At 62.4% G+C, this 12,631-nt stretch carries 11 protein-coding genes; 3 read left to right on the plus strand and 8 right to left on the minus strand.

Features of this window, described 5'->3' with window-relative positions; all coding sequences use genetic code 11:
- Positions 1-50 precede the first annotated feature (50 nt).
- Positions 51-722: a methionine ABC transporter permease gene (locus FQ668_RS26960; RefSeq protein ID WP_010951513.1), complete on the minus strand. Its 672-nt coding sequence runs from the start codon at positions 720-722 to the stop codon at positions 51-53.
- Complete coding sequence (locus FQ668_RS26965; RefSeq protein WP_003253013.1) at positions 722-1,729, minus strand: methionine ABC transporter ATP-binding protein; 1,008 nt, start codon at positions 1,727-1,729, stop codon at positions 722-724. The genes FQ668_RS26960 and FQ668_RS26965 overlap by 1 nt, the downstream gene beginning before the upstream one ends.
- Positions 1,730-1,956: 227 nt before the next feature.
- On the opposite strand from FQ668_RS26965, the gene katE reads away from it, so the two are divergent.
- Positions 1,957-4,092, plus strand: a complete 2,136-nt coding sequence (gene katE / locus FQ668_RS26970) for a catalase HPII (RefSeq protein ID WP_014589250.1) — start codon at positions 1,957-1,959, stop codon at positions 4,090-4,092.
- A gap of 60 nt (positions 4,093-4,152) precedes the next feature.
- On the opposite strand, the gene FQ668_RS26975 is transcribed toward katE, so the two are convergent.
- From FQ668_RS26975 to zur, 4 genes are all read right to left on the minus strand, one after another.
- Complete coding sequence (locus tag FQ668_RS26975) at positions 4,153-4,860, minus strand: PA5502 family lipoprotein (RefSeq protein ID WP_144180730.1); 708 nt, start codon at positions 4,858-4,860, stop codon at positions 4,153-4,155.
- A gap of 126 nt (positions 4,861-4,986) precedes the next feature.
- Positions 4,987-5,769 carry a zinc ABC transporter permease subunit ZnuB gene (gene znuB / locus FQ668_RS26980; RefSeq protein WP_019437388.1) on the minus strand — a complete coding sequence of 261 codons (783 nt, stop codon included), beginning with the start codon at positions 5,767-5,769 and terminating at the stop codon, positions 4,987-4,989.
- Positions 5,762-6,535: a zinc ABC transporter ATP-binding protein ZnuC gene (znuC, locus tag FQ668_RS26985; RefSeq protein ID WP_003253004.1), complete on the minus strand. Its 774-nt coding sequence runs from the start codon at positions 6,533-6,535 to the stop codon at positions 5,762-5,764. The genes znuB and znuC overlap by 8 nt, the downstream gene beginning before the upstream one ends.
- Positions 6,532-7,017, minus strand: a complete 486-nt coding sequence (zur, locus tag FQ668_RS26990) for a zinc uptake transcriptional repressor Zur (RefSeq protein WP_003253002.1) — start codon at positions 7,015-7,017, stop codon at positions 6,532-6,534. Before zur ends, znuC begins: the two co-directional genes overlap by 4 nt.
- A gap of 66 nt (positions 7,018-7,083) precedes the next feature.
- Here zur and FQ668_RS26995 point away from each other — a divergent pair, with 66 nt between their 5' ends.
- Positions 7,084-7,992, plus strand: coding sequence for a zinc ABC transporter substrate-binding protein (locus tag FQ668_RS26995; RefSeq protein WP_144180731.1), 909 nt, complete (start codon positions 7,084-7,086; stop codon positions 7,990-7,992).
- A gap of 109 nt (positions 7,993-8,101) precedes the next feature.
- Here the strand turns inward: FQ668_RS26995 and FQ668_RS27000 are convergent, their stop codons facing one another.
- On the minus strand, positions 8,102-9,052 hold the full coding sequence (locus FQ668_RS27000; protein ID WP_003252998.1) for a homoserine kinase: 951 nt from the start codon (positions 9,050-9,052) through the stop codon (positions 8,102-8,104).
- 69 nt (positions 9,053-9,121) lie between these two features.
- A complete protein-coding gene (locus FQ668_RS27005) occupies positions 9,122-9,409 on the minus strand; it encodes a DUF2782 domain-containing protein (RefSeq protein ID WP_010951520.1) in 288 nt (95 codons plus the stop codon).
- 75 nt (positions 9,410-9,484) lie between these two features.
- On the opposite strand from FQ668_RS27005, the gene polA reads away from it, so the two are divergent.
- On the plus strand, positions 9,485-12,232 hold the full coding sequence (polA, locus tag FQ668_RS27010; RefSeq protein WP_019437390.1) for a DNA polymerase I: 2,748 nt from the start codon (positions 9,485-9,487) through the stop codon (positions 12,230-12,232).
- The last annotated feature ends 399 nt before the right edge of the window (positions 12,233-12,631 follow it).

Consider the following 12,631-nt stretch of genomic DNA (forward strand, 5'->3'; position numbering starts at 1 on the left):
GAGGGCCGCGACGGCCCCCGAACGGGTCGGCCAGGCCGACCCCATTGGGGTTACTTACGGGAAAAATGCACGACCAGTTTGTCGCCCACGCTCTGCAGTACTTGAACCAGTACCAGCAGCAGTACCACGGTCACTACCATCACATCGGTCTGGAAACGCTGGTAACCGAACCGGATAGCCAGGTCACCAAGGCCACCGGCACCCACCACACCGGCCATGGCGGTGTAAGAAACCAGGGTGATGGCGGTTACGGTAATGGCCGCGAAGATGCCCGGACGGGCTTCCGGCAGCAGCGCACTGGTGATGATCTGGCGGGTTGTGGCGCCCATCGACTGGGTGGCTTCGATGATGCCGCGGTCCACTTCACGCAAGGCGGTTTCAACCAGGCGCGCAAAGAACGGCGTGGCACCCACCACCAGCGGCGGGATGGCGCCTGCAACGCCCAGCGAGGTACCGGTGATCAGCACGGTGAACGGGATCATCACGATCAGCAAAATGATGAATGGCAGCGAGCGCAGGATGTTGACCACCAGCGACAGCAGCGCGTAGACGCCTTTCTGTTCGAACATCTGCTTTGGCCCGCAGAGGAACAGCAGCACGCCCAGTGGCAGGCCCAGCAGCACGGTGAAGAACAGCGAGCCGAACAGCATGATCATGGTGTCGACGGTGGCCAGCCAGATTTCGGCCCAGTCGACGTTGGCAAAGAAATTCAGGGCGTCCATCAACGCAGTACCTCCATATGTACGTCAGCTGCCTTGAAGCGGGCGAACGCCGCTTCCATGTCTCCGCCGATCAGGGCGAGAGTGAGCTGGCCATAGGGGACATCCTTGATGCGGTCGATACGCCCGGCGAGGATGCTGTAGTCCACACCGGTTTCGCGGGCCACGGTGCCCAGCAGCGGTGCGTAGGTGGCGTCGCCCTGGAAGGTCAGGCGTACGATGCGGCCTGGCACGTGGGCAAAGTCGTCGCGCTGCTCGCCTTCGTCGACCTGCTCGTCTTCCTGGACGAAGCGCTTGGTGGTGGGGTGCTGGGGGTGCAGAAACACCTCGGCCACCGAGCCTTGCTCGACGATCTGACCGGCGTCCATCACTGCCACGCGGTCGCAGACACGGCGGATCACGTCCATCTCGTGAGTGATCAACACGATGGTCAGCTTCAGTTCACGGTTGATCTCGGCCAGCAGTTGCAGGACCGAGGCCGTGGTTTGCGGGTCGAGGGCACTGGTGGCCTCGTCGCATAGCAGGATCTTCGGGTTGGTGGACAGGGCGCGGGCAATGCCGACGCGCTGTTTCTGGCCGCCGGACAGCTGCGCCGGGTACTTTTTGGCGTGGTCCGACAGGCCAACGCGAGCCAGTAGCTCGGTGACGCGCTTGTCGATTTCGCTGCGCGACAGCTCACCGGCCAGGGCCAGTGGCAGGGCGACGTTGTCGGCGACGGTCTTGGAGGCCAGCAGGTTGAAGTGCTGGAAAATCATCCCGACCTGCTGGCGGAAGCCCCGCAACTGGCTGGCGTTGAACGCGGTGACGTCTTCGCCGTCGACGATGATCGTGCCGCCGGAGGGTTCCTCCAGGCGGTTGATCAGGCGCAGCATGGTGCTTTTGCCTGCGCCGGAATGGCCGATCAGGCCGAACACCTGGCCATCTTCGATGGTCAGGCTGGTCGGATTCAGTGCGGGGATTTCCCTACCGGCAACGCGGTAGGTTTTATGTACCTGTTGGAACTCGATCACGTAGCGAACCTTGTGGGGCGCATTGAAATTTGGGTCAGCGGTTAGCTGGGGTCGCGCATTTTAGCCTTTTCCCATAGCTGTTCTTAGCATTTATTTCGTCATGCACCAATCCATCGGGCATATCGCGACAACCGGTAATCCTGATTGAACGCTCGGCAACGTCCTCCAGTCACTACTTGAACAAGCCCTGAACGGGCACGCCTTAAGACTGATGAGGAGAGCCGATCATGCCCAGCAAGAAAACGGATGCGCCCAAGCACAGCGAGGCCGCCGGTACCCAGACCCCTGACAGGGCCAACACCAATGTCAAGCTGCAGAGCCTGGAGGCCGACCGCAGCGATGCGACCGGGCAGGCCCTGCGGACCAACCAAGGCGTGCGCATTGCTGACAACCAGAACTCCCTCAAGGCGGGCGATCGCGGACCTTCGCTGCTTGAAGACTTCATCATGCGCGAGAAAATCACCCACTTCGACCATGAGCGTATCCCCGAGCGTATCGTGCACGCCCGCGGTACCGGGGCACACGGATTCTTCCAGAGCTATGGCAACCACGCCGAGCTGACCAAGGCCGGCTTCCTGCAAGACCCGGAAAAGATCACCCCGGTTTTTGTCCGCTTCTCGACGGTTCAGGGCCCACGCGGTTCTGGCGATACGGTGCGAGATGTGCGGGGCTTTGCCGTCAAGTTCTATACAGATGAAGGCAATTTCGACTTGGTCGGCAATAACATGCCGGTGTTCTTCATCCAGGATGCGATCAAGTTCCCCGATTTTGTCCACGCGGTGAAGCCAGAGCCACACAACGAGATACCGACCGGCGGTTCGGCTCATGACACCTTCTGGGATTTCGTCTCGCTGGTGCCGGAGTCGGCCCATATGGTCATGTGGGCCATGTCTGACCGCGCCATCCCGCGCAGCCTTCGAATGATGGAAGGCTTTGGCGTGCATACCTTCCGCCTGATCAATGCCGAGGGCGTGGCGAGCTTCGTCAAGTTTCATTGGAAACCGCGCCAGGGCGTGCATTCCCTGCTGTGGGACGAAGCCCAGAAACTGGCGGGCAAGGACACTGACTTCCAGCGCCGTGACCTATGGGAAGCCATCGAAACCGGTGATTACCCGGAATGGGAGCTGGGCGTGCAGATTGTGCCTGAGGCTGACGAACACAAATTCGACTTCGACCTGTTGGACCCAACCAAGATCATCCCGGAGGAACTGGTACCCGTCACGCCGCTGGGCAAGATGGTGCTCAACCGCAACCCGGACAATTTCTTTGCCGAGGTCGAGCAAGTGGCGTTCTGCCCAGGCCATATCGTGCCAGGTATCGACTTTACCAACGACCCGCTGCTGCAGGGCCGGCTGTTCTCGTACACCGATACCCAGATCAGCCGCCTGGGTGGGCCGAACTTCCACCAGATCCCGATCAACCGGCCGGTAGCGCCGAACCACAACAATCAGCGTGATGCGCTGCACCAGCACGTTGTGCACAAGGGCCGGGCTTCCTACGAGCCCAACTCGATTGACGGCGGCTGGCCGAAGGAAACCCCACCTGCGGCGCAAGATGGCGGCTTCGAGAGCTATCAGGAGCGTATCGATGCGCACAAGATTCGCCAGCGCAGTGAGTCGTTCGGTGATCACTTCTCGCAGGCTCGGCTGTTCTTCCAGAGCATGAGCCCGACCGAGCAACAGCACATCATCAAGGCTTACAGCTTCGAGTTGGGCAAAGTGGAGCGTGAACATATCCGCGCCCGTGAAGTGAATGAAATTCTCGCCAACATTGACCTGAAGCTGGCGGCGGCGGTTGCGGCCAACCTGGGCCTCCCTGCGCCGAAAGCGGGTACGGTGCAGGTGAAGGGTAGCCAGCTGGCGCAATCGCCTGCGCTGAGCCAGATGAACCACCCAGGTTCGGTGGGTATCAAGGGGCGCAAGATTGCCGTGCTGGTTGCCGATGGCGTCGACGCTGCCAGCGTGGACAAACTGGTCAAGGCCCTGGAAGCGCACAGTGCCCGGCCGATGCTGCTGGGGCCGACCTCGGCGCCGGTGAAGGCGGCGGATGGCAAGCAACTACCGGTAGCGGCGTCGATGGAGGGGATGCCTTCGATCATGTTCGACGGGATTATCGTGCCAGCGGGCAAGGCCTCTACGGATGCGCTGGCGGCTAGCGGATTGGCCAAGCACTTCGTGCTGGAGGGTTACAAGCACTTGAAGGCGCTGGTGCTGACCAAGGAATTGGCGAAAGCGTTGGGGCTCAAGGAGGACAAGGGGCTGTTGCTCGGGGATGAGCAGAAGGCAGTGGATGCCTTTGTCAAAGCGGTTGAAGGCCACCGGGTGTGGGAGCGGGAGGCGGCAGCTGAAGCTGTTCCTGCCTGACAAGGCCTTTTCGTGGCTAAACCCGCTCCTGATGTAGGAGCGGGTTTACCCGCGAAGCTTTTACTGCTGATGCGGGACCAGCACCACCTGTGCCGGCAGCGAGCGCTGAATCTCATGCTTCTGCTTCAGCTCGAACCCACTGTCAATCTTGCGCACACGCTTTTCCAGCAAGGTCTTCAGCCAAGGTGCATCCTCGGTGCGCGGTACCTGGAATACCACCTCACACTGGTAACTCACCACATCGGCGGCAATGTCGTCCAGTTGGCGGCGCAGCGCGCGGCTGTCAGTGGTCTTCAACGCCACCACGGTACTTGGCGCTGTCAGGTCGATGATGCGTGCCTCGGGCTTGGCCTCGGCGGCTTTCAGCGCAGCTTCAGCCTTTTCCAGCTCGGCCTTGCGGGCCTGGGTCACGGCATCCCCGCCGGTGACCGCTGGCGCCTGCGGCATCAGGGCCCGGGCACGGGCCAGCGCGGTAGCTGCCGCGTTCACATCACCCTTCTGCAGGACGATCTGGCTACGTTGCAGATAAGCTTCGGCCAATTGGCGCTGGTATTGCTCCAGGCGTGCATCATCCGGCGACTGGGCCTGCAGTGCTGCAAGCTGGTCTTCGGCGGTAGCCAGCTCGTTGCTGGCGATGTTCTGTTGCAACTGCTGCCAGGCATCTGCTTGAGCAGGTGCGGTGGCCTGTTCGACCGGCGCATTGGAACAGGCAGCCAGGATCAGGGAAAACGCGGCAACAAGCAGATAACGGGAGGCGAACGGCTTCATTCCTGCGACTCTCTATTTGCGCAAAAAGCGAGCAAGTCTACACCCAGGTGCGCACGCTCGAAAATAGGCCTTACAGACCCTTTACCGGCCAAAGGTTGCAAGGCGTGCCTGCACACGCCTTGCTTCTCAGCGTTTTGGCAGGGCCAGGCTCAGCAAGAATAGCACTGCGGCGCAGACCACGATCGAGGGCCCGGCGGGGGTGTCCTTGAACCAGGACATGGCCAGGCCGCCGCACACTGCGGTGACACCCAGCAGGCTGGCACCCAAGGCCATCTGCTCTGGTGAGCGGGCGTGGCGCTGTGCCGCAGCCGCAGGAATGATCAGCAGCGAGGTGATCAGCAACACGCCAACGATTTTCATGGCAACCGCAATCACCACTGCGATCAGCAGCATCAGCGCCAAGCGCAGGCCGGCCACGGGCAGGCCTTCGACCATGGCCAGTTCTTCGTGCACGGTAACCGCCAGCAGCGGCCGCCACAGCACAGCGAGCAGCAGCAGGACCAGTGCACTGCCACCGAGGATCCAGGCCAGGTCGCTGGTGCTGATGGCCAGCAGATCGCCAAACAGGTAAGCCATCAGGTCGATGCGCACATCGTGCATGAAGCTCAGCACCACCAGGCCCAGCGACAAGGTGCTGGGGGCCAGGATACCCAGGAGGGTGTCGGAGGCCAACGGCTGGCGTTGCTGCAATGTCACCAGCAGAATCGCCAGCAACAGGCAGCCCACGGTTACCGCCAACGCCGGGCTGACATCCAGGGCAAAGCCCAGGGCCACACCGAGCAGCGCGGCGTGAGACAGGGTGTCGCCAAAATAGGCCATGCGCCGCCATACCACGAAGGAGCCCAGTGGGCCTGCAACCAGTGCCAGGGACAAGCCGGCAAGCAAGGCGTAGAGAAGAAAATCAGCCATGCTTGCAGTGCTCTCCGTGAACATGGGTGCCAGGGGCGACCACCGAGCCATGCAGGTCGTGGCTGTGGTCGTGATGGTGGTGGTAGATGGCCAGGCTCGGTGCGGTCTTGCCGAACAGTTCGACGAACGCCGGATCACCGCTGACTTGCTCGGGGTGGCCCGAGCAGCATACGTGGCGGTTCAGGCACACCACCTGGTCGGTAGCGCTCATGACCAGATGCAGGTCGTGGGACACCATCAGTACGCCGCAGCCGTGGCGGTCGCGCAGGCGGGTGATGAGGTTGTAAAGCTCGGTCTGGCCGACCACGTCCACACCTTGTACCGGTTCGTCGAGCACCAGCAACTGGGGTTCGCGCAGCAGGGCGCGGGCCAGCAGCACGCGTTGCATTTCGCCGCCGGAAATAGTCTGGATCGGGCTGTCGATGACCTGCTCGGCGCCCACTTCCTGCAGCGCCGACAAGGCTGCCGCGCGGTCTACGCCGGGCACCAGGCGCAGGAAGCGCAGCACCGACAGCGGCAGCGTGGCATCAACTTGAATCTTCTGCGGCATGTAGCCAATGCGCAGCTTGGGTTTGCGCCATACCTTGCCGCGATGTGGCTTGAGCAGGCCAAGTACGGCGCGCACCAGGGTCGTCTTGCCCGCCCCGTTGGGGCCAATCAGGGTGACGATCTGGCCTGGGGCGACCGACAGGTCGATGCTGTCGAGCACCGCCTCACCGCCAAAGGTGACGCCGACCTGCTCCAGGCGAATCAGGGCGTCACTCATGCCGCGCTCCGGCAGTTACCGCACAGGCCGACCACTTCCACGGTCTGGGTCTCCACCGTGAAACCCACACCTTTGGCGCTGTTGATGATGGCCTCGCTGATGCTGCTCTGCTCGAGTTCGATGGCCACATGGCAAGCCCGGCAGATCAGGAACTGGCCTTGGTGCACGTGCTCGGGGTGGCTGCAGCCGATGAAGGCGTTCAGCGATGCGATGCGATGTACCAGGCCGTTTTCCAGCAGGAAGTCCAGCGCACGGTACACCGTGGGCGGCGCGGCGCGGCGGCCGTCCTGCTCACTGAGCACAGCGAGGATGTCGTAGGCGCCCAGTGGCTTGTGGCTCTGCCACACCAGCTCCAGCACACGGCGGCGCAGGGCTGTCAGGCGCAGGCCCTGGCGGGTGCACAAGGCGTCAGCTTCAGCCAGTGCACTGTGTACGCAATGGGAGTGGTCGTGAGGACGGTTGGCCAGCGGTGTGATGGACATGGGCAGCGACGGTTCTGGACAGAGACGTTATTATGTTACCTGTTTCTGCAGATTCGAGTATCCACCGTGTCCCGATTCCTGGCTCTGTTTGTCGCTTTCATCGCATTATCCGCGCAGGCCGACGTGCGTGTGCTCACCACTATCAAGCCCCTGCAGCAGATTGCCGCTGCCGTGCAGGAGGGTGTTGGCAGCCCTGACGTGCTGCTGCCGCCCGGCGCTTCACCCCACCACTATGCGCTGCGCCCCTCCGACGTGCGGCGGGTAGGCGATGCCGACCTGCTGTACTGGATCGGCCCGGACATGGAGAACTTCCTTGCGCGTGTGCTGGGAAGCCGCAGCAAGGCCACAGTGGCTGTGCAGTCGCTACCGGGCATGAAGCTGCGCCACTTTGGCGAGGACAGCCATTCCCATAAGGAAGAAGACCATGACGATCATGACCACGACCACCGCCCAGGCAGCCTGGATGCGCATCTGTGGCTATCGTCGGTCAATGCGCGAGTTATCGCGGCGAAAATGGCAGCCGACCTCGCCCACGTCGACCCGGCCAATGCGGCTCGCTATCAGAGCAATCTGAAGGCCTTCGATGAACGCCTGGATGCGTTGGATGGGCGTATCAAGGCGCGCGTGACCGGTATTGCCGGCAAGCCTTACTTCGTCTTCCACGAAGCCTTCGACTATTTTGAAGCTGAATATGGCTTGAAGCACGCGGGCGTGTTCAGCGTGGCATCCGAGGTGCAGCCTGGGGCGCAACATGTGGCGGCCATGCGCAAGCGTCTTCAGGAAGTGGGCAAGACCTGCGTGTTCAGCGAGCCGCCACTGCGGCCGCGATTGGCCGAGACCCTGACTGCCGGGTTGCCGGTACGCCTTGCCGAGCTGGATGCCTTGGGTGGCACCGATCCGGTGGATGGCAACGGGTATGAGCGCTTGCTGGAGAAGCTGGGCGGTGACCTGGCAGGCTGCCTGGAACAGTTGTAAGCCTGTACCGGCCCCTTCGCGGGTGAATCCGCCCACAGGTACTGCACAGGCCTCAAGGCTGTCGCTATCCCTGTGGGAGCGGGTTCACCCGCGAAGAAGCAGGCGCGGTCTACAGCGCGAACGGCAGGTGCAAAGCCACCTGCTGGCGCTGCGCCAAACGCACTTCGAACTCGCTCGGATCGTGGATCATCACATCCATCCCGGCAAACGACTCGGCCGCAATCAGGCGCGACAGCCAGAAACGCACGCAGCCTACCCGCAACATTTCCGGCCACAGCTCGGCTTCGGCTGCAGTGAACGGCCGTAGCGCCGCATAGGCTGCCAGCAGCGCCTGGGCGCGTGGTACATCCACCGCGCCCTGCTCATCCAGGCACCAGTCGTTCACGGTGATGGCGATGTCATACAGCATTGGCCCGGAGCAGGCATTGTAGAAGTCGATCACACCGGTCAGGTGGGTGCCTTCGAACATCACGTTGTCGCGGAACAGGTCGGCATGCAGGTTGGCCCGCGGCAAGGCCAGGATCTGCGCCTTGTGTGCGCTGATTTCGTCCAGCGCCGGCTGCAGCAATGCGGCTTGCTCCGCAGTCAGGCGTGGCAGTAGCTCGGCACCCGAGGCCAGCATCCAGTCCAGGCCGCGGTCGGTGCGGCGCTCGATGATGTGCTCTCGGGTGGCCAGGTGAATGTGTGCCAGTAGCTCGCCGACCTGGGCGCAGTGCTGGTTGTTGGGTGCCTTGATGTGTTTGCCCGACAGCCTGGGCTGCAGCAATGCAGGCTTGCCGCACAGCTCGCGCAGGCCGTTGCCGTCGCGATCACGAATGGCATAGGGCACCGGCATGTCGGCACCGTGCAGGGTATCGAGCAGCTCGATGAAGAACGGCATGTCCTCGCTGGGCCCACGCTCGATCAGCGTCAGGACGAACTCCCCCTGTTCGAGGCTGACGAAGAAATTGCTGTTCTCGGTACCGGCGGCAATGCCCTGGAAGTCGAGCAGACGGCCCAGCTCGTACGGCGCCAGAAAGGTTTCCAGCTCAGGCCGGGTCACGGGGGTGAAGACTGACATGATGAAAAATTGCCCATACGGGCACTTCCGCCGGGAAGTGCCGGGTTGATGTGAACGGTGCGCGTCAGCTTACCACTCGAAGATCTTCCAGGACGGAATCAGCATGTCCGGCTGGTCGGATCGAATGAAATTGGCATCAGTGCCATCAGCGCGTACCAGAAAGTAAGGCTTGCCGTTTTTCGGCGTGATCTTGATCGCATACAGGAAGCCGTTTTGCCGGTATTCCTGGATGGTTTTATCGCCTTCCGTGCGAATGGTCACCTCGGGATCGGCCGAGGGGGCGTCGTCCGCCGCCAGGGTGACGACAGGCATGGTTGCCAACAGGCCGAGCAGTAACAGGCGATTGAGTGTGCGCATGATAACCTAGTCCCTTTGTCGTCAATGATTCTGGCTATTCTAGCGCCGGACCCGTCGAAAAGGTTGATTCTGCTCATGAGCCAAGCGCCCCTCGTCCTGGTGGACGGTTCCTCCTACCTTTATCGCGCCTTCCACGCGCTGCCACCGCTGACCACGTCCAAGGGCATGCCGACCGGCGCGGTGAAGGGTGTGCTGAACATGCTCAAGAGCCTGCGCAAGCAATACCCCGATAGCCTGTTCGCCGTGGTGTTCGACGCCAAGGGCGGCACTTTCCGCGATGCCATGTTCGCCGAGTACAAGGCCAACCGCCCCAGCATGCCGGACGACCTGCGGGTACAGATCGAGCCGCTTCACGCCAGCGTCAAGGCGCTGGGCTACCCGCTGCTGTGTGTGGAGGGTGTCGAGGCTGACGACGTGATCGGCACCCTGGCGCGCAGCAGTGCCGCCCTGGGTCGCCCGGTGATCATCTCGACCGGTGACAAGGACATGGCGCAGCTGGTGGACGGGCACATTACCTTGGTCAACACCATGACCGGAAGCGTGCTGGACGTGGCTGGCGTGCACGAGAAATTCGGCGTCGGCCCGGAACACATCATCGACTTCCTGGCCCTGATGGGTGACAAGGTCGACAACATCCCCGGCGTGCCGGGCGTGGGCGAAAAAACGGCGGTGGGGCTGCTGACCGGCATCGGCGGCGGCCTCAGCGACCTTTACGCCAACCTGGACAAGGTGCCAACGCTGGCCATTCGCGGCGCCAAGACCTTGCCGGCCAAGCTGGAGGAGCACCGCGACGCGGCATTCCTGTCCTACGAACTGGCCACCATCAAGGTTGACGTGCCGCTGGATGTGGAGGTCGAGGCGCTGGTGTGCGGTGAACCTGACCGCGAGGCGTTGCTGGCGTTGTACACCGAGATGGAGTTCAAGAGCTGGGTCGCCGAAGTGCAGCGCGATGCGGCCAAGGCTGGTGATGATGTCGCCCCGGCCGTGGAGCCTGCGGCCAAGGTCGAGCCCAAATACGAAACCATTCTCGACCAGGCCCGATTCGACGCCTGGCTGGAGAAGCTGCGCCAGGCACCGCTGTTTGCCTTCGACACCGAGACCACCGGCCTGGACGCCCAGCAGGCGCAGTTGGTCGGCCTGTCCTTCGCAGTCGAGCCGCATGAAGCGGCCTATGTGCCGCTGGCCCACGATTACGAAGGCGCGCCGGCCCAGCTGGACCGCGAGGCCGTGCTGCTGGCGCTGAAACCACTGCTGGAGGACCCGGCCAAGGCCAAGGTCGGGCAGAACGCCAAGTACGACATCAACATCCTCGCCAATGGCTCCCCTGCCATCGAGATGCGCGGCGTGGCCTACGACACCATGCTCGAATCGTACGTGCTGAACTCCACCGCCACCCGTCATGACATGGACAGCCTGGCGCAGAAGTACCTCGACCACACCACGATCGCCTTCGAGGACATCGCCGGCAAGGGTGCCAAGCAGCTTACTTTCAACCAGATCAACCTGGACAAGGCCGGCCCCTACGCCGCCGAAGACGCCGACATCACCCTGCGCCTGCACCATGCATTGCAGGCCCGCCTGGCACAGACGCCGAGCGTGCAACCGGTGCTGATGGATATCGAGATGCCGCTGGTGCCGGTGCTGGCCAGGATCGAGCGCCAGGGTGCGTTGGTCGATGCCGAGCTGTTGAAAGTACAGAGCGGTGAGCTGGGCGTGAAGATGGCTGAGCTGGAGCTGCGTGCCTACGAGCTCGCCGGTGAGACGTTCAACCTCGGCTCGCCCAAGCAGCTGGGCACGATCCTTTACGACAAGCTGGGCATGCCGGTGTTGAGCAAGACCGCCAAGGGCCAGCCATCCACCGCCGAAGCGGTGCTCGACGAACTGGCCTTACAAGGTTACCCGCTGCCAGAGGTGCTGATGCAGTACCGCAGCCTGAGCAAGCTCAAGAGCACCTACACCGACAAGTTACCGGGGCAGATCAACCCGCGCACCGGGCGTATCCACACGTCCTACCAGCAGGCCGTGGCGGCCACCGGCCGGTTGTCGTCGAGCGACCCGAACTTGCAGAACATCCCGATCCGCACCGCTGAAGGGCGGCGTATCCGCCAGGCGTTCATCGCCAGTCCGGGTTACAAGCTTCTGGCGGCGGACTATTCACAGATCGAACTGCGCATCATGGCCCACCTGGCCAAGGACGAAGGCTTGCTGCATGCCTTCCGCAATGACCTGGACGTGCACCGCGCCACAGCAGCCGAAGTGTTCGGTGTGGCCCTGGAAGACGTGACCACCGACCAGCGCCGCAGCGCCAAGGCCATCAACTTCGGCCTGATCTACGGCATGAGCGCCTTTGGCCTGGCCAAGCAGATCGGCGTCGACCGCAAGCAGTCACAGGACTACATCGATCGCTATTTTGCCCGCTACCCAGGCGTGCTGGCCTATATGGAGCGCACCCGCGCCCAGGCGGCCGAGCAAGGCTTTGTCGAGACCCTGTTTGGCCGTCGGCTGTACTTGCCAGACATCAATGCCAAGAACCCTGCCCTGCGCAAGGGCGCCGAGCGCACGGCGATCAACGCCCCAATGCAGGGTACTGCTGCCGACATCATCAAGCGGGCCATGGTCAAGGTAGATAACTGGTTGAGTGAGAGCGGGCTGGATGCCCGGGTGATCCTGCAGGTGCACGACGAACTGGTGCTTGAAGTACGCGAGGACCTGGTGCAGCAGGTGAAAGATGAAATTCGCCAGCACATGAGCCAGGCCGCGCAGCTGGATGTGCCGCTGCTTGTCGAAGCAGGCGTTGGTGCGAATTGGGACGAAGCTCACTGATTGAGCAGGTAAAACTGTGTAGGATCTGCGGCGTAGTGACGCGGATCCGTGGACCGCTCAGTGCCGGGGGTGCTTAAGTTTCATGAAACTATCGCAAATAGTTTTATGGGTTTCGGAACTAAACCGGTGAAGCGGAACTCAGAGTAACTGAATGGCTGGTGAAGCCCTTCGATGCTCCTATGTTGTGTTAAGTGTTGGCAGATATCTGGACCCCGCCCTAGCGGTCCGGACTTGGACCCCGAACTTCCCCCTCCCCATACGAAGTCCGGGGTTTTTTTTGCCCGGAATTTGCCGCATGGCTTGTACTGAGCCCCCGTAGGAGCGGGTTTACCCGCGAATGCGATGTCGAATTCACCGCTGCATTCGCGGGTAAACCCGCTCCTACAAGGGCCTGCGCCC

Origin of the sequence: Pseudomonas sp. Kh14 (assembly GCF_900291005.1) — a bacterium.
In the GTDB taxonomy this organism is placed as follows: Bacteria; Pseudomonadota; Gammaproteobacteria; order Pseudomonadales; family Pseudomonadaceae; genus Aquipseudomonas; species Aquipseudomonas alloputida.